The 15816-nt window shown below is 63.2% G+C and carries 16 protein-coding genes; 13 read left to right on the plus strand and 3 right to left on the minus strand.

The genetic code is table 11. From position 1 onward, the window contains the following. Positions 1 to 197 precede the first annotated feature (197 nt). The 4 genes from BLS60_RS19440 to yihA all read left to right on the plus strand — a co-directional run bounded on the left by BLS60_RS19440 (position 198) and on the right by yihA (position 3868). Positions 198 to 743 (plus strand): TRAP transporter small permease subunit, encoded by a 546-nt coding sequence (locus tag BLS60_RS19440; RefSeq protein WP_092371400.1) that lies wholly within the window; start codon positions 198 to 200, stop codon positions 741 to 743. After that, a complete protein-coding gene (locus BLS60_RS19445; protein ID WP_070882567.1) occupies positions 736 to 2112 on the plus strand; it encodes a TRAP transporter large permease in 1377 nt (458 codons plus the stop codon). The genes BLS60_RS19440 and BLS60_RS19445 overlap by 8 nt, the downstream gene beginning before the upstream one ends. A gap of 111 nt (positions 2113 to 2223) precedes the next feature. Continuing rightward, complete coding sequence (locus BLS60_RS19450) at positions 2224 to 3123, plus strand: D-hexose-6-phosphate mutarotase (RefSeq protein ID WP_092371403.1); 900 nt, start codon at positions 2224 to 2226, stop codon at positions 3121 to 3123. A gap of 94 nt (positions 3124 to 3217) precedes the next feature. After that, complete coding sequence (yihA, locus tag BLS60_RS19455) at positions 3218 to 3868, plus strand: ribosome biogenesis GTP-binding protein YihA/YsxC (RefSeq protein ID WP_092371406.1); 651 nt, start codon at positions 3218 to 3220, stop codon at positions 3866 to 3868. A 393-nt stretch (positions 3869 to 4261) separates the two neighbouring features. Here the strand turns inward: yihA and polA are convergent, their stop codons facing one another. Continuing rightward, entirely contained in the window at positions 4262 to 7090 is a 2829-nt protein-coding gene (gene polA, locus BLS60_RS19460) for a DNA polymerase I (RefSeq protein WP_092371410.1), read from the minus strand. 75 nt (positions 7091 to 7165) lie between these two features. Here polA and BLS60_RS19465 point away from each other — a divergent pair, with 75 nt between their 5' ends. Then, positions 7166 to 7450: a DUF2782 domain-containing protein gene (locus BLS60_RS19465; RefSeq protein ID WP_092371413.1), complete on the plus strand. Its 285-nt coding sequence runs from the start codon at positions 7166 to 7168 to the stop codon at positions 7448 to 7450. 12 nt (positions 7451 to 7462) lie between these two features. Further along, entirely contained in the window at positions 7463 to 8413 is a 951-nt protein-coding gene (locus BLS60_RS19470) for a homoserine kinase (protein ID WP_092371416.1), read from the plus strand. Between the two features lie 70 nt (positions 8414 to 8483). Here BLS60_RS19470 and znuA read toward each other — a convergent pair whose 3' ends face one another. After that, positions 8484 to 9440, minus strand: coding sequence for a zinc ABC transporter substrate-binding protein ZnuA (gene znuA / locus BLS60_RS19475; protein WP_092371419.1), 957 nt, complete (start codon positions 9438 to 9440; stop codon positions 8484 to 8486). Between the two features lie 176 nt (positions 9441 to 9616). Here znuA and BLS60_RS19480 point away from each other — a divergent pair, with 176 nt between their 5' ends. From BLS60_RS19480 to BLS60_RS19510, 7 genes are all read left to right on the plus strand, one after another. After that, positions 9617 to 10117: a Fur family transcriptional regulator gene (locus BLS60_RS19480; RefSeq protein WP_092371422.1), complete on the plus strand. Its 501-nt coding sequence runs from the start codon at positions 9617 to 9619 to the stop codon at positions 10115 to 10117. Next, complete coding sequence (znuC, locus tag BLS60_RS19485; protein WP_092371425.1) at positions 10114 to 10917, plus strand: zinc ABC transporter ATP-binding protein ZnuC; 804 nt, start codon at positions 10114 to 10116, stop codon at positions 10915 to 10917. The genes BLS60_RS19480 and znuC overlap by 4 nt, the downstream gene beginning before the upstream one ends. Next, the gene (znuB, locus tag BLS60_RS19490) at positions 10910 to 11698 is read left to right on the plus strand and encodes a zinc ABC transporter permease subunit ZnuB (protein WP_070882559.1); all 789 of its coding nucleotides are present in this window, start codon (positions 10910 to 10912) and stop codon (positions 11696 to 11698) included. Before znuC ends, znuB begins: the two co-directional genes overlap by 8 nt. 73 nt (positions 11699 to 11771) lie before the next feature. Next, positions 11772 to 12605, plus strand: coding sequence for a hypothetical protein (locus BLS60_RS19495; RefSeq protein WP_092371428.1), 834 nt, complete (start codon positions 11772 to 11774; stop codon positions 12603 to 12605). Positions 12606 to 12758: 153 nt separating this feature from the next. Further along, the gene (locus BLS60_RS19500; RefSeq protein ID WP_092371431.1) at positions 12759 to 13763 is read left to right on the plus strand and encodes a methionine ABC transporter ATP-binding protein; all 1005 of its coding nucleotides are present in this window, start codon (positions 12759 to 12761) and stop codon (positions 13761 to 13763) included. Further along, positions 13763 to 14428 carry a methionine ABC transporter permease gene (locus BLS60_RS19505; RefSeq protein ID WP_092371434.1) on the plus strand — a complete coding sequence of 222 codons (666 nt, stop codon included), beginning with the start codon at positions 13763 to 13765 and terminating at the stop codon, positions 14426 to 14428. Before BLS60_RS19500 ends, BLS60_RS19505 begins: the two co-directional genes overlap by 1 nt. Before the next feature lie 61 nt (positions 14429 to 14489). Further along, positions 14490 to 15266, plus strand: a complete 777-nt coding sequence (locus BLS60_RS19510) for a MetQ/NlpA family ABC transporter substrate-binding protein (protein ID WP_092371437.1) — start codon at positions 14490 to 14492, stop codon at positions 15264 to 15266. A gap of 86 nt (positions 15267 to 15352) precedes the next feature. Here BLS60_RS19510 and BLS60_RS19515 read toward each other — a convergent pair whose 3' ends face one another. After that, positions 15353 to 15781 carry a GFA family protein gene (locus tag BLS60_RS19515; RefSeq protein ID WP_092371440.1) on the minus strand — a complete coding sequence of 143 codons (429 nt, stop codon included), beginning with the start codon at positions 15779 to 15781 and terminating at the stop codon, positions 15353 to 15355. Positions 15782 to 15816 lie beyond the last annotated feature (35 nt).

Raw genomic sequence — 15816 nt, forward strand, 5'->3', positions numbered from 1 at the left:
TGAGCCGTTGCCCAGCCAGCGCGCAGACGGAGATCGGCGCCGCTGAAGCATATTCAAATATGGCTACATTAGAGGCAAGCCGCCATCAGGTATAGCAAACCTGACTAAAGTCGTATCGCCATTGCTGTTTTGCCAGGTAACTGCCTAGAATCAGCCGCTTTTTGCCTTCTCTATTTCATAACTATAAAGGACGCCCCATGTCCAGCTCGCCTTCACTTCCTCTCGGTATTGTCAGGGTCATTGACCTGATCAATGAATACCTCGGCAAGGTCTGCTCCTGGCTCACCGTGTTTCTGGTGATCGGAACAACCGTCGTGGTGATACTGCGTTACGGCTTTGGTATCGGAGCGACGGCCCTGCAGGAGGCAGTGCTGTACGCCCATGCGCTGGTATTCATGGGCGCCGCGGCCTGGACACTGCAGCGCAATGCCCACGTGCGCGTGGACATCTTCTATCAGCAATTCAGCGGCCGGCGTCAGGCAGTGGTCGAGATCATGGGCAACTTGCTGTTCCTGCTGCCGGTCTGCCTGTTCCTCGGCTGGGCGAGCTGGGATTACGTAGGCAATTCCTGGGCGACCCACGAAGGCTCCAGTGAGTCGGGTGGCCTGAAATTTGTTTACCTGCAAAAAAGCATCATCCTGCTGCTGGTGGTTAGTCTGACCCTGCAGGGCATCTCCAATCTGATCAAGGCGCTCTACGTCATCACTGGCCGCCTGCCTGCCCCTGAGGTGAACCATGGCTGAGTTGATGGCTATCCTGCTGTTCATCAGCATTTGCGTGGCCTTGATGGCCGGTTACCCGGTTGCGTTCACTCTCGGTGGCGTATCCCTGTTGTTCGCCGGTATCGGCATATTGACCGGCAGCTTCGACCCCGGCTACCTGAGCGCCCTGCCCAACCGCCTGTTCGGCATCATGAACAACCAGACCATGCTGGCGGTGCCGCTGTTCGTGTTCATGGGCGTGATGCTTGAGCGCTCCCGCGTGGCCGAAGACCTGCTCGAGTCGATGTCCCGGCTGTTCGGCACCCTGCGTGGCGGCCTGGCGATCTCGGTGTGCGTGGTGGGCGCCCTGCTCGCGGCCAGTACCGGCATCGTCGGTGCGACGGTAGTGACCATGGGTCTGCTGGCATTGCCAACCATGCTGCGCCGCGGCTACGACCCGGCGATCTCCACCGGCACATTGGCGGCTACCGGCACCCTGGGGCAGATCATCCCGCCGTCGATCGTGCTGGTTCTGCTCGGTGACGTGATGTCCAGCGCCTACCAGCAAGCGCAGCTGAAAATGGGCATCTTCTCGCCGAAGACCGTTTCGGTGGGCGACCTGTTCGTCGGTGCACTGCTGCCGGGCCTCCTGCTGGTCGGCCTGTACATCCTCTACATCATCGGCGTGGCGATCCTGCAGCCCAAGAAGCTGCCGGCGCTGTCCAAGGAAGAACTCGGTGACGTCGAGTGGGGCAAACTGCTGAAGGCCTTGGTGCCGCCGCTGATACTGATCGGCGCGGTACTCGGCTCGATCCTCGCCGGCTACGCAACGCCCACCGAAGCGGCCGCGCTCGGCGCAGTCGGCGCCATGCTGCTGGCGCTGAGCAAGAAAAAGCTGAATTTCACTCAGCTGCGTGACGTCGCTTACGGCACCACCGAAATCAGCGCCATGGTGTTCATGATTCTGATCGGCGCCTCGCTGTTCTCCCTGGTGTTCCGCGGCTTTGGCGGTGAAGCGTTGATCGAAGACGTCTTCGCGCAGCTGCCTGGTGGTGTGCTCGGCGCATTCTTCCTGGTCATGCTGGTGATCTTTCTGCTCGGCTTCATTCTCGACTTCATCGAGATCACTTTCGTGGTGGTGCCGATCGTCGGTCCCGTGCTGCTTGCCATGGGCCTCGACCCGGTCTGGCTGGGCGTGATGATCGCGCTCAACCTGCAGACCTCGTTCCTGACGCCGCCCTTCGGTTTTGCGTTGTTCTACTTGCGCGGTGTCACGCCGCCCAGCATACCGACCAGCACCATCTACAAGGGCGTAGTGCCGTTTATCCTGATCCAGCTGGCGCTGCTGGTGATCGCCTATATCTTCCCGGGCCTGATCACCTGGCTGCCGGAGCAGGTCTACGGCTCATAACGCGAGCATCAACAAAACGCCCGTTTCGACGGGCGTTTTTGCATTTAAGCCATTGAACCTGCACGGCTCAGCACGACCCAACTGAGCATTGCCCTCGACAGGAACCGCACCATGAGTAGCACCACCAACGAACGCATCCAACTCGGCGACCTGGTCTGCTGGCGCATTCATCATGCCGGGGCCGAGCTGTTGGTCAGTGAACAAGGCGCGCAAATCCTCCGCTACCAGCCGGCCAGCGGTCAGCCGTTGATCTGGCTGAGCGACGAGGCGGCCTATCAGGCCGGACAGAGCGTGCGCGGTGGGGTGCCGGTGTGCTGGCCCTGGTTTGGCGATCTGCAACGCAACCCCGAAGCGATACGCGCGGCCTACACCCGCCCGGAACAGGCCCCAGCCCACGGTCTGGTTCGTAGCGTCGACTGGCAGCTGATCGGTCTGAATACCGAGGAGGACGGCGTGACCCTGTCGTTCGCCTTCGACACGGCCGCGCAGCCGATCGCCGAATGGCTGTTCGCTGCCGAATTGCAGCTCGATATCCATCTCGGTGAGCGCCTCACGCTGAGCCTGACCACACGCAATCTCGGCGACAGCGAATTGCCGATCAGCCAGGCGCTGCACACCTATTTCGCGGTCAGCGACGTCCGTCAGGTGAAGGTCGAGGGCCTGGACGCCTGCCGCTATGTCGACACCCTCGACGGTTGGAAAAAAGTCCGCCAGAAAGGCGCGGTGACCTTCACCGGCGAAACCGACCGCATCTACCTCGACACCCCGGCGCAGCTGAGCATTGTCGATGCGCAGTGGAAGCGCCGTATCCTCATGCGCAGTGAAGGCTCGGCGTCGGCGGTGGTATGGAACCCCTGGATCGCCAAGGCCAAGCGCCTGTCGCAGTTCGCCGACGATGCCTGGCAGGGCATGCTCTGCATCGAGCACGCCAATGTGCTGGATGACGCGCTGATTCTCGCGCCGGGTGCCGAATACCAGCTTGACGTGACGCTGTGGTCGCAGCCTCTCTGATACCGGTCGCGCGTCGCAGCAGTCAGCCCGTACGGGTCAGCGGGTCGCCAGCCTGATAGACTGCCGCGATGCACGCCCTCCACCGGATACCCCGATGCAAGCAAAGAACCCTGCAATCGGCTTGTGTCAGCAAGCCACTTTTCTGATCAGCGCCGCCAAGGTCGACCAATGCCCGGACGATCAGGGCTACGAAGTTGCCTTCGCCGGGCGCTCCAACGCCGGCAAATCCAGTGCGTTGAACACCCTGACCCACGCCAGCCTGGCGCGTACCTCGAAGACCCCCGGGCGTACCCAGCTGCTCAACTTCTTCCGCCTGGATGAAGAACGCCGCCTGGTCGACCTGCCGGGTTACGGCTACGCCAAGGTGCCGATCCCGCTCAAGCTGCACTGGCAGAAGCACCTGGAGGCCTACCTGGGCAGCCGCGAAAGCCTGCGCGGGTTGATGCTGATGATGGACATCCGTCATCCGCTGACCGAGTTCGACCGCATGATGCTCGACTGGTCCGGCGCCAGCGGCATGCCGATGCACATCCTGCTGACCAAGGCAGACAAGTTGGCCTTTGGTGCAGCGAAAACCACGTTGCTCAAAGTGCAGCAGGAGATCCGCAAGGGTTGGGGCGAGCATGTCAGCATTCAGCTGTTCTCGGCACCCAAACGCATTGGCGTGGAAGATGCGCAGGCCGTTCTGGGCCATTGGCTGGGCCTGATGGGCGGAGAAGCCGAGGTCGAGCAGGTCGAGGAATAACCTCAAACGCCTGGCCTGACTAAAACGCCCCGCTTATGCGGGGCGTTTTGCTTCCAGCGAGCGCAGCTGGCAGGCGCTTTCGGCGATTGCGGTCTAGGCTGTAGCGCAAGGGAAGGGAGAAAGAAGTTGCTTGGCACTTTTCTGCAGGCAAAAAAAACCCCGAACTTCGTATGGGGAGGGAGAAGATCGGGGTTTAAGGGTCTGAACCGCTAGGGCGGGGCTCAGATGTCTGCCAACACTTAACACAACAAAGGAGCATCGAAGGGCTTTATGGGCCATTCACAAACTCTGACCGGGTGGACAGAAGTAAAGTTCAGCGATGCTTAGAACCCTTTGTTTGGTCTTTATATCGGTTAAGACTCCCCTGCTCTAACTGATAACGCGTCGCATCCCTTAGTGAGCTTCGTCCCAGTTATTGCCTACGCCGACTTCGACCAGCAGCGGCACATCCAGCTGGGTCGCCTCGCCCATCAGCACACGAATTCGCTCGCTAACCTGCTCGACCAGATCCTCACGCACTTCCAGCACCAATTCATCGTGTACCTGCAGAATCACCCGAGCGTCCACGCCCGACTCGGTCAGCCAACTATCCACCGCGACCATGGCCTTCTTGATGATGTCCGCCGCCGTGCCCTGCATCGGTGCGTTGATCGCCGTGCGCTCGGCACCAGCGCGCTCCTGTGGACGGCTGGATTTGATCGCCGGCAGGTACAGTCGACGGCCGAATAGCGTTTCCACGAAACCCTGCTCCGCAGCCTGGCGACGCGTACGGTCCATGTAGTCGCGCACGCCGGGATAACGGGCGAAATAGGTTTCGATATAAGCCTTGGCGGTCTTGCCGTCGACGCCGATATCCTTGCCCAGTTTCTGCGCGCCCATGCCATAGATCAGACCGAAGTTGATCGCCTTGGCGCTGCGCCGCTGATCAGAACTAACTTGGTCCAGCTCGACCTTGAACACCTCCGCCGCCGTGGCGGTGTGCACGTCGAGGTTATCGCGGAAGGCATTCATCAGCCCCTCGTCACGCGACAGATGCGCCATGATGCGCAACTCGATCTGCGAATAATCGGCCGCCACCAGCTTGTAACCCTTTGGCGCCACGAACGCCTGGCGGATACGCCGCCCCTCGGCGCTGCGGATCGGAATGTTCTGCAGGTTCGGGTCGCTGGACGACAACCGGCCGGTGGACGCCACCGCCTGCTGATAGCTGGTATGGATGCGCCCGGTGCGCGGGTTGATCTGCTCCGGCAGACGGTCCGTGTAGGTGCTCTTGAGCTTGCTCAGGCTGCGGTACTGCATCAGCACCTTGGGCAGCTCGTAGTCCTGCTCGGCCAGCTCCGCGAGTACCGCTTCGGCCGTCGATGCCTGCCCCTTTGCCGTCTTGCTGATAATCGGCAAGCCAAGCTTCTCGTAGAGGATGGTACCGAGCTGTTTCGGCGAGCCGAGGTTGAACTCTTCACCGGCTACTTCGAACGCCTGACGCTCCAGCGCGACCAGCTTCTCACCGAGCTCCTGGCTGTGTCGGCCGAGCAGGTTGGCGTCGACCAGCGCACCAGTGCGCTCGATACGCGCCAGCACGGGCACCAAGGGGATTTCGATCTCGCGCAGCACGCTGGCCAGGCTCGGTTCCCGCTCCAGGCGCGCCCACAGGTTCTGGTGCAGGCGCAGGGTCACGTCGGCATCTTCAGCGGCGTACGGGCCGGCCTGCTCCAGGGCGATCTGGTCGAAGGTCAGCTGCTTGGCGCCCTTGCCGGCGATGTCTTCGAAGCGGATGGTGCTGTGGCCCAGGTACTTGAGCGACAGGCTGTCCATGTCATGGCGCGTGGCGGTGGAGTCCAGCACGTAGGACTCGAGCATGGTGTCGAACGCCACGCCTTGCACGGTGATCGGCGTCGAGGCATTGGCGAGGATGTTGATGTCGTACTTGGCGTGCTGACCGACCTTGCGCTTGCTCGGGTCTTCGAGAATCGGCTTGAGCGCACGCAATACGGCATCGCGATCCAGCTGCTGCGGCACGCCCATGTAGCTGTGCGCGACAGGTACGTAGACCGCCTCGCCCGCCTTGACCGCGAACGACAGACCGACCAGTTGCGCTCGCTGTGCATCCAGGCCGGTGGTTTCGGTATCGAAGGCAATCAGCTCGGCCTGCTCCAGCTGCTTGAGCAGGGCGTCGAATTCGCTCTGCTCGAGCACCGTGCGGTAGTCGCCGGTAATCACGGCTTGTTCCACATCGGCAGTCGCCAGGTCACCGGCCGTCGGCGTCGGGTGGATGGCCGTGCTGAACAGGTCGTCCGCGCTCGGCGTCAGGTCTGCCTTGGCAGTGGCCTTGGGCGCGGCGCTCTTGTTCTGACGCAGCAGTTCGTCCAGCCAGCTCTTGAACTCCAGTTCTTCGTAAAGCGGAATCAACGCCTCGATATCCGGCTCGCCGGGGTGCAGTTGGGTGCAGTCGAGATCCAGCGGCACGTCCAGTTTGATGGTCGCCAGCTGATACGACAGGTAGGCCATCTCGCGGTGTTCTTCGAGCTTGGCCGGCAGGCTCTTGGCACCGCGTATCGGCAGGCCGGGCACCTTGTCGAGGTTGGCGTAGAGCACGTCGAGGCCGCCGCCGACCCCGACCAGCAAACCGAGGGCGGTTTTCTCGCCCACGCCCGGCACACCTGGGATGTTGTCGACCTTGTCGCCCATCAGCGCCAGGTAATCAATGATCAGCTCGGGGCCGACGCCGAATTTTCCTCGCACACCTTCGATGTCGTAGACGCTACCAGTCATGGTGTTGACCAGCGTGACGTGCGGGCACACCAACTGCGCCATGTCCTTGTCGCCGGTGGAGATCACCACGTCGCGGCCCTGCGCAGCGCTCTGCCGCGCCAGGGTGCCGATCACGTCATCGGCTTCCACGCCTTCGACGCACAGCAGCGGCAGGCCGAGCGCACGCACACTGGCGTGCAACGGTTCGACCTGCACGCGCAGCTCGTCGGGCATGGACGGGCGGTTGGCTTTGTATTCGGCGAACAGTTCATCGCGGAACGTACCGCCCTTGGCGTCGAAGACCACCGCGAAGGGGCTGTCCGGATACTGCCGGCGCAGGCTGCGCAGCATGTTCAGCACGCCCTTCACCGCACCGGTCGGTAGACCTTTGGAGGTGGTCAGCGGCGGCAGCGCGTGGAAGGCGCGGTACAGGTAAGAGGAACCGTCGACCAGGACGAGAGGGGCTTGGCTCATGAGGGTGATCAACCTTTTCGGCGGGCGTGGCGCTAGAATACGCAGTACCGTTGATATCAAAGGGACAAGGTTACCATGGGACCATTCAATCGCCTGATCCTGCTTGCCGTGCTGGCCGCCGTGCCAATCGCCGCGCAGGCCAGTGATGCACCCTCTGCGGAACCTGATGTCACCATCCGCCAGGACGGCGACCGTACCGTCGAGGAGTACCGCGTCAACGGCTTCCTCTACGCCATCAAGGTCACCCCCAAAGGTGGCAAACCCTATTTCCTGGTTCGGGCAGACGGCAGCGACGGCAGTTTCGTACGCTCCGATTCGCCGGACATGCTCATCCCCGCCTGGGAAATCTTCAGCTGGTAAGGCAGTCAATTCATGTCGGTGTTCACCCCGCTGCAACGTCCGCAACTGGACACGTTTCTCGCGCCCTACGGGCTCGGTCGCCTGCTCGACTTCCAAGGCATCGAGGCCGGTAGCGAAAACAGCAACTTTTTCGTCAGCCTGGAGCAGGGCGAGTTCGTGCTCACCCTGATCGAGCGCGGGCCCAGCGCCGACCTGCCGTTCTTCATCGAGCTGCTGGACGTGCTCCATGAAGCCGGTCTGCCGGTGCCCTACGCGTTGCGGACCGGCGATGGCGAAGCGTTGCGCAGCCTGGCCGACAAGCCTGCGCTGTTGCAGCCGCGCCTGAGCGGCAAGCACATCAGCGTGGGCAATGCCCACCACTGCGAGGAGATCGGCGGGCTGCTGGCGCGTATTCACCTGGCCACCCGTGAACGCCCGCTCGAACGCAAAAGTGACCGTGGGCTGGAGTGGATGCTGCAGGAAGGTTCGGCGCTGGCGCAGCGACTACCCGCCGAGCAGGCCAGCCTGCTGAATGACGCGCTGGCAGAGATTGCCGCTGTGAAGGAGCGCGTGCGCGCGCTACCAAGCGCCAACCTGCACGGTGACCTGTTTCGCGACAACTGCTTGTTCGAAGGCACGCACCTGAGCGGCGTGATCGATTTCTACAACGCCTGTTCCGGGCCGATGCTCTACGACCTGGCCATCGCGGTGAACGATTGGTGCTCGGACCAGGACGGCCGGCTCAATGCCGGAAGAACCCGCGCACTGCTGGCTGGTTATGCGGCGCTGCGCCCTTTCACGGCCGCCGAAGCCGAACTGTGGCCGGCCTTGCTGCGCATCGGTTGCGTACGCTTCTGGCTGTCGCGGCTGATAGCAGCTGAAGCCTTCGCCGGACAGGACGTGCTGATCCACGATCCGGCCGAGTTCCAGCACCGTCTGGCAGAGCGTCAACACGTCGCCCTGGCGCTGCCGTTCGCCTTGTAGGCAACCCGACGGCACGTTCACCTGCCAGCTCCGCATGGTGAACGTGCCGCTCTCCTGAGCGGCGTGCGCGTCAGAGCTTGCCCAGGCAGCCGCTCAAACCGTCAGCCAGGCCTTGCAGAAGGCTTTCGTAGCCACTTGCATCAATCGGCGCCGTGGCGCCCATGGCATCTAGTTCGGCCAAGGTTGCCGGCAAGCCGGCGGTCAGGGTTTCCGCCAGGCGCGGGCGCAGTGGCGGTTCGCTGAATACGCAGCTCGGACCTACGCGCTGCAGGTGCTCGCGCATTGCGGCCACATGCTGGGCGCCCGGCTGCACTTCACCGGCAACGCTGAACACGCCCACATGCTTGAGGCCATAGGCCGCCTCGAAATAATCGAACGCCTCGTGAAACACGAAGAACGGCTTGGTCGCCAGCGGCTTGAGCTGCGCCTGCAGGCGCGGCTCCAGAGCATCGAGACGCTCGCCGAAGGCGCGCAGGTTAGCGGCATAACGGTCCGCGTTGGCGGGGTCAGCCTGGCTGAGGTCGGCGGCCATGCGAGCGGCGATCACCCGGGCATTGGCCGGCAGTAGCCACAAATGTGCATCCAGGCTGCCGGGGCGGTGATCGTGGTCATGCTCGCCAAGCTGGTCGTGGTCGTGGTCGTGGTCGTGGTCGTCGCCATGGTCATGCTCGCCCTCGCCAAAGTGCCGTAGCGTCATGTCCGGCAGGCTCTGCACCGCCACGCTTGGCTTCTCTCTGGTGGCCAGGACGCGGGGCATGAAGCTCTCCATGTCCGGGCCGATCCAGTACAGCAAATCCACGTCCTGAACGCGGCGCATATCCGAAGGGCGCAGCGCGTAATGGTGCGGCGAGGCGCCTGGCGGCAGCAGAACGTCGGGCTCTCCCGCGCCTTCCTGCACAGCTGCTGCGATCAGTTGCAGCGGTTTGATGCTGGTGAGCACACGCACATCAGCATGGGCGACAGCAGCGCTGAAGAGCAGGCCGAGTGACAAGGCCAAAGACGACACGTGACGCAGACGAGGCAACATGGGCAACTATTCATCGCAGAACAAAAGGGGTAATACAATAACATCCTCTCCTGCCGAATGCGCACACGTGCGCTGAACAGCCGCTGTCTGACCGCGATGAACGGCATTCCGTGCGTGCATGGCATCAGCTGGCCGATGCGTAATAGAATAACGTCCTACGCTTCGAGGCCATCGCCATGTACAAACCTGTCAGCGTCGTGCCCCCTCTGGCATCACGCCCCCATGATCACTCCCACTGCGTCAGCCATGCTCTGGCCGAAGCGGAAACCATCTGCGCGCGTCAGGGCCTGCGCTTGACGGCTCTGCGTAAACGCGTGCTGGAGCTGGTCTGGCAAAGCCACAAGCCGCTGGGCGCCTATGACATTCTTGGCGTGTTGAGCGAGCAGGACGGGCGCCGCGCCGCACCGCCGACGGTCTATCGCGCGCTGGACTTCCTGCTGGAAAATGGCCTGGTACACCGCATCGCCTCGCTCAATGCCTTCGTCGGCTGCAGCCACCCCGCCCACGCTCACCACAGCCAATTCCTGATCTGCCGCAACTGCAACGCGGCGGTGGAGCTGGAGCAGACGGCGATCAGTGATGCCATCGTGCGTGGCGCCAAAGATGTCGGCTTCACTGTGGAAAGCCAGACCGTGGAAATCGTCGGCCTGTGCGCAGGCTGCCAGGGGAGCAAATGAGCGATCCGCTGATACGCCTCGAGGGCGTCAGTGTCGGCTTCGCCGGCCAGACCGTGCTTGACAAGGTCGAATTGACCATCAAATCCGGTGAGATCGTCACCCTGATCGGCCCCAATGGCGCCGGCAAAACCACCTTGGTGCGCGCCGTACTCGGCCTGCTCAAGCAGGACAGTGGCAGCGTGTGGCGCAAGCCAAAACTGCGCATCGGCTACATGCCGCAAAAGCTGCATGTTGACCCGACCTTGCCGCTCAGCGTGCTGCGCTTTCTGCGCCTGGTTCCCGGCGTGGACCGCGCGCGCGCCCAGGCCGCATTGGCCGAGGTAGGCGCCAGCCAGGTACTCGACAGCCCGCTGCAGGGCATTTCCGGTGGCGAACTGCAGCGCGTGCTGCTGGCCCGTGCGCTGCTGCGCGAACCGCAGTTGCTGGTACTCGACGAGCCAGTGCAGGGCGTCGACGTGGCCGGCCAGGCCGAGCTCTACCGGTTGATCACCCGCCTGCGCGACCGCCACGGCTGCGGCGTGCTGATGGTCTCCCATGACCTGCATCTGGTGATGAGCACTACCGATCAGGTGGTCTGCCTGAACCGCCACGTATGCTGCTCGGGCCATCCGGAGCAGGTCAGCTCTGATCCGGCGTTTGTCGAGTTGTTTGGTCGCGACGCCCAGAGCCTGGCGGTCTATCACCACCATCACGACCACGAACACGACCTGCACGGCAGCGTGGTCGATGACCAGCCGGGCCTGACCATCAATGGACCGCTGCGTCCGCACGTACACGGAGATGGCTGCAAGCATGGCTGATTTTCTACTCAACGCCCTGCTCGCCGGCCTCGCCCTGGCGGTGGTCGCCGGTCCGCTGGGCTCCTTCGTGGTCTGGCGGCGCATGGCCTATTTTGGCGACACCCTGTCCCACGCGGCGCTGCTTGGCGTCGCCCTGGGACTGATGCTGGATGTCAGCCCGACCTTTGCGGTAACCGTGGGCTGCGTACTGCTGGCGGTGCTGTTGGTGACCTTGCAGACCCGGCAGCCGCTAGCCAGTGACACGCTGCTCGGCATCCTCGCGCACAGCACCCTGTCGCTGGGCCTTGTAGTGCTGAGTTTCATGCGCGACGTGCGCATCGACCTGATGGGCTATCTGTTCGGCGATCTGCTCGCGGTCAGCACCACCGACCTGGCCTGGATCCTCGCTGGCAGTGCCGTGGTGCTGGTCGTGCTGATGCTGATGTGGCGCCCGTTACTGGCGATCACCGTGCACGAAGAACTGGCCAGGGTCGAAGGCCTGCCCGTGGCGGCGATCCGTCTGGGGTTGATGATGCTGATCGCCATCGTGATTGCCGTGGCGATGAAAATCGTCGGCGTGCTGCTGATAACCTCGCTGCTGATCATCCCCGCCGCCGCCGCGCAACGGCACGCGCGCACCCCGGAACAGATGGCCTTCGGCGCCAGCTTGCTGGGTATTGTCGCGGTGTGCTGCGGCCTTAGCCTGTCCTGGCTGCATGACACGCCGGCGGGGCCGTCCATTGTGGTAGCGGCCGCCAGTCTGTTCCTGTTGAGTTTCGCCCTGCCGCGCCGCAAGGCCTGATCACCGGCATTTGGTTGCCCGCACGGCGCCGTGTAGAATTGCCTGTTTTTTGCACAAACCGAGACTTGCAGCCATGACATCGTTTCCTATTCGCCGTGCCGCCCTGGCCGCACTGGCTTTGCTGATGGTCGGCTGCCAGAGCCAGCAGACAACCGAGCCGGTACACGCTCCTGCGCCAGCTACCGAGGCGGCCGTGCCCAGCGCCCAGGAGCAGTTCGAGACCAGCCTTGCCGAAGGTCGTCTGGCTGAGGCCGAGGCGCAGTTCGAGGCCTTGCAGCAAGACGGCGAGCCCACTGTGCTGCTACAAGCGCAACGGCGCCTGTCCGAAGCCTACTTGCAGGAAGGTCAGAAAGCCCTGGAAAGCGGCGACCTCGACAAGGCCGCCAAGTCGCTGGGTCACGCGCGCAACCTGATGCCCAAGGCGCCCGCGCTGACCACCGGTCTTGATGGCGCCATCGGCAAGGCCCGCGAGGCCGAGCTGAGCGCCGTGGAACAGGCTCGCCAGGCCGGCGAACAGGCCCAGGCCGCCCGTCAGGAGCAACTGCGCCTGCTGCGCCAGGCTGCCGAAGCACAGGCCGCCGCCACCCGCACCGTCGATGCCACACCGCCTGAAGCCTCGGCGCAGCTGATCGACCCGGCTGCGAAACGCAGCGAGGTCAGCCTGCCCATGCTCGACAGCCGCGACGAAGCCGCCCTGTTCGAACGCCTCGATGCCGTGGCGGCAGATGTGGTCACCTTCGACCGCAGCGTGCACATCCAGGTGCGCAGCGCCGAAGACCTGCGCCGCGTGACCAATCTGCTGGAAGCGCGGGTGATGAAGCGCGACCCGACCTTCAAGCTGACGCTCAGCCACGCCGTCAAACCCGTACAGGTTCCGCGGCTGATCCTGCGCGCACGCGGGCACTGAGCAAATGGGCGCGGCACACGCTGAAACGCGGCGCGACCATCCTTTTAGATATAAACATAGGCCCACAAAGATTTTTGAGGTCTAAACAGCGCCGGGTAGACTAGCGCCTTATATGCCTACCCGGCACAACGACGAACCCAAAAGGTTTAACGCGTGATCGACTTTCATCAGGTTCACAAGGCGTATCGCGTCAGTGGCCGCGACATCCCCGCCCTGCAACCCTGCGACCTGCACATCGAGCGTGGCGAAGTGTTCGGCATCATCGGCCACTCCGGTGCCGGCAAAAGCACCCTGCTGCGCCTGATCAACCGCCTGGAGGAGCCGTCCGGCGGCCGCATCGATATCGATGGCGTGGACGTGACTGCCCTCGGCGCCGACGGCCTGCGGCAATTCCGCCAACAGGTCGGCATGATCTTCCAGCACTTCAACCTGCTGTCCTCCAAGACCGTAGCCGCCAACGTCGGCATGCCACTGAAGCTGGCAGGCGTTCCGGCCAAGGAGATCGAGCTGCGCGTTGCTGCCCTGCTCGAGCGGGTCGGCCTCAAGGATCACGCCAGCAAATACCCCGCCCAGCTCTCCGGCGGCCAGAAGCAGCGCGTCGGTATCGCCCGCGCCCTGGCGACCCGGCCGAAGATCCTGCTCTGCGACGAAGCTACCAGTGCGCTTGACCCGCAAACTACCGCGTCTGTGCTGCAACTGCTGGCCGAGATCAACCGCGAGCTGGGCCTGACCATCGTGCTGATCACCCACGAAATGGACGTGATCCGCCGGGTCTGCGACCGTGTTGCGGTCATGGATGCCGGCGTTATCGTCGAGCAGGGCTCGGTCGCCGATGTGTTCTTGCATCCGCAGCACGCCACCACCAAGCGCTTCGTCCAAGAGGATGAGCAGGTCGACGAGAACGACCAGCGCGATGATTTCGCTCACGTGCAGGGCCGCATCCTGCGCCTGACGTTTCAGGGTGAGTCGACCTATTCGCCGATGCTCGGCCAGGTCGCCCGCGACACCGGGATCGACTACAGCATCCTTGCCGGGCGTATCGACCGTATCAAGGACACGCCCTACGGCCAGCTGACCCTGGCGCTTAGCGGCGGCGATATCGACGCCGCCCTGGCCCGCTTCGAAGCGGCCGACGTGCACCTGGAGGTTTTGCGCTGATGGAAACCCTATTGCCCAACGTCGACTGGCTGGAAATCTGGCAGGCCAGCCTCGACACCCTGAACATGCTCGGCGGCTCGATGCTGTTCACCGTGCTGTTTGGCCTGCCCCTCGGCGTGTTGCTGTTTCTGACCGGCCCGCGGCAGATGTTCGAACAGAAGGGCCTCTATGCGGTGGTCTCGCTGTTGGTGAACGTGCTGCGTTCGGTGCCGTTCGTGATCCTGCTGATCCTACTGATCCCGGTCACGGTGCTGATCACCGGCACCTCGCTGGGCGTTGCCGGCGCCATTCCGCCGCTGGTGGTTGGCGCGACGCCGTTCTTCGCACGCCTGGTGGAAACCGCGCTGCGCGAGGTCGACCGCGGCATCATCGAGGCGACCCAGGCGATGGGCGCCAGCACCCGGCAGATCATCTTCAACGCGCTGTTGCCGGAAGCGCTGCCGGGCATTCTGGCGGCTGTCACCGTTACCGCCATCACCCTGGTGTCGTACACCGCGATGAGCGGCCTGATCGGCGGCGGCGGCCTGGGCGACCTGGCGGTGCGCTATGGCTACCAGCGCTACCAGCCGGACGTGATGTTCGTGACCGTGGCGCTGCTGGTGGTGCTCGTACAAATTCTGCAAACCATCGGCGACCGGCTGGTGGTGCACTTTTCTCGTAAATAAAACAGCTGGAAGGGTCGGCGGCAGTCTGCCGCCACGCCGCCTCATTTCAAGGAGTCACACCATGAAAAAACTGCTCACTGCCCTGGCTGTCGTCGCAGCCTTCTCCAGCGCTGCCCAGGCCGAAACCCTGCGCGTCGCCGCGTCCGCCGTGCCACACGCGGAGATCCTCAATTTCGTCAAACCGGCCCTGGCCAAAGAAGGCGTGGAGCTGGACGTGAAAGTCTTCACCGACTACGTACAGCCGAACGTACAGGTCGCCGAAAAACGCCTGGACGCCAACTTCTTCCAGCACCAACCGTACCTGGACGAGTTCAACAAGAGCCGTGGCACCACCCTGGTCAGCGTTGCCGGCGTGCACGTCGAGCCGTTCGGCGCCTACTCAAGCAAGATCAAGGACCTGAAAGACCTGCCGCAAAGCGCCAACGTGGTGATCCCCAACGACGCCACCAACGGTGGCCGTGCCCTGCTGCTGCTGCAGAAGGCCGGAGTGATCAAACTCAAAGACGCCAACAACATCCTCTCCACGCCGAAAGACATCGCCGAGAACCCGAAGGCCATCAAGGTACGTGAACTGGAAGCCGCGACCCTGCCGCGCGTGCTGACCCAGGTCGATCTGGCGCTGATCAACACCAACTACGCGCTGGAAGCCAAGCTGAACCCGACCCAGGACGCCCTGGCTATCGAAGGCAGCGACTCGCCGTACGTCAACATCCTGGTAACCCGTGAAGACAACAAGGACAACGCCGCCGTACAGAAGCTGGTCAAGGCCCTGCACAGCGACGAGGTGAAAGCCTTCATCCTGGAAAAATACAAGGGCGCGGTCGTCCCGGCGTTCTGATCACCACTACCTGCCCCAGCTGCATCCAATGCCGCGTCGCTGTAAAGCAACGCGGCATTTTCATGTCTGCGCGGCACACTGCGCGCTCACGACGGGATAAAGCGCAACACGCCGGCCTGCCGCGAACCCGAGCCGCCAGGGTTATCCTTGGGATGGGAAATGCCATCGCTGACCGGCACCTCAGCGAAATCGAACGGGCTCACCCCTTCGAGGCAGGCCGCATTGACTCCGTACTGATCCGGATTGGATCGACGCTGATGATGGGTATAGATGCCGCAGCGCGAGCAGAAGTAATGCCGGGCGCTGCCGGTGTTAAAGCGATACACCGTCAGCAATGCCTCGCCTTCAAGCAGGCGGAAGTCAGCCACCGCGGCAGACACCGCAACCGCACCGCGCATACGGCAATACGAGCAGTTGCAACGCCGCGCGGTATGCAGGCCGTTGCTCAACCGCACATGAAAACGCACGCCGCCACAGTGGCAGGCGCCATTGATCGCGTTGATGTCCATGTTCATCCGTCACGCCTCCAATCGACTGGTACTGAAATCAT

It is taken from the genome of Phytopseudomonas seleniipraecipitans, assembly GCF_900102335.1.
Classification (GTDB): Bacteria; Pseudomonadota; Gammaproteobacteria; order Pseudomonadales; family Pseudomonadaceae; genus Aquipseudomonas; species Aquipseudomonas seleniipraecipitans.

Excerpts from the sequence above, each read along its gene's own strand:
- BLS60_RS19515 (WP_092371440.1), bottom strand. The coding sequence starts at position 15,781 with ATGAACATGGACATCAACGCGATCAATGGCGCCTGCCACTGTGGCGGC.
- BLS60_RS19465 (WP_092371413.1), top strand. The coding sequence starts at position 7,166 with ATGGGACCATTCAATCGCCTGATCCTGCTTGCCGTGCTGGCCGCCGTG.
- BLS60_RS19445 (WP_070882567.1), top strand. The coding sequence starts at position 736 with ATGGCTGAGTTGATGGCTATCCTGCTGTTCATCAGCATTTGCGTGGCC.
- yihA (WP_092371406.1), top strand. The coding sequence starts at position 3,218 with ATGCAAGCAAAGAACCCTGCAATCGGCTTGTGTCAGCAAGCCACTTTT.
- znuB (WP_070882559.1), top strand. The coding sequence starts at position 10,910 with ATGGCTGATTTTCTACTCAACGCCCTGCTCGCCGGCCTCGCCCTGGCG.
- BLS60_RS19440 (WP_092371400.1), top strand. The coding sequence starts at position 198 with ATGTCCAGCTCGCCTTCACTTCCTCTCGGTATTGTCAGGGTCATTGAC.
- znuC (WP_092371425.1), top strand. The coding sequence starts at position 10,114 with ATGAGCGATCCGCTGATACGCCTCGAGGGCGTCAGTGTCGGCTTCGCC.
- BLS60_RS19450 (WP_092371403.1), top strand. The coding sequence starts at position 2,224 with ATGAGTAGCACCACCAACGAACGCATCCAACTCGGCGACCTGGTCTGC.
- BLS60_RS19480 (WP_092371422.1), top strand. The coding sequence starts at position 9,617 with ATGTACAAACCTGTCAGCGTCGTGCCCCCTCTGGCATCACGCCCCCAT.
- BLS60_RS19505 (WP_092371434.1), top strand. The coding sequence starts at position 13,763 with ATGGAAACCCTATTGCCCAACGTCGACTGGCTGGAAATCTGGCAGGCC.
- znuA (WP_092371419.1), bottom strand. The coding sequence starts at position 9,440 with ATGTTGCCTCGTCTGCGTCACGTGTCGTCTTTGGCCTTGTCACTCGGC.
- BLS60_RS19510 (WP_092371437.1), top strand. The coding sequence starts at position 14,490 with ATGAAAAAACTGCTCACTGCCCTGGCTGTCGTCGCAGCCTTCTCCAGC.
- polA (WP_092371410.1), bottom strand. The coding sequence starts at position 7,090 with ATGAGCCAAGCCCCTCTCGTCCTGGTCGACGGTTCCTCTTACCTGTAC.
- BLS60_RS19470 (WP_092371416.1), top strand. The coding sequence starts at position 7,463 with ATGTCGGTGTTCACCCCGCTGCAACGTCCGCAACTGGACACGTTTCTC.
- BLS60_RS19495 (WP_092371428.1), top strand. The coding sequence starts at position 11,772 with ATGACATCGTTTCCTATTCGCCGTGCCGCCCTGGCCGCACTGGCTTTG.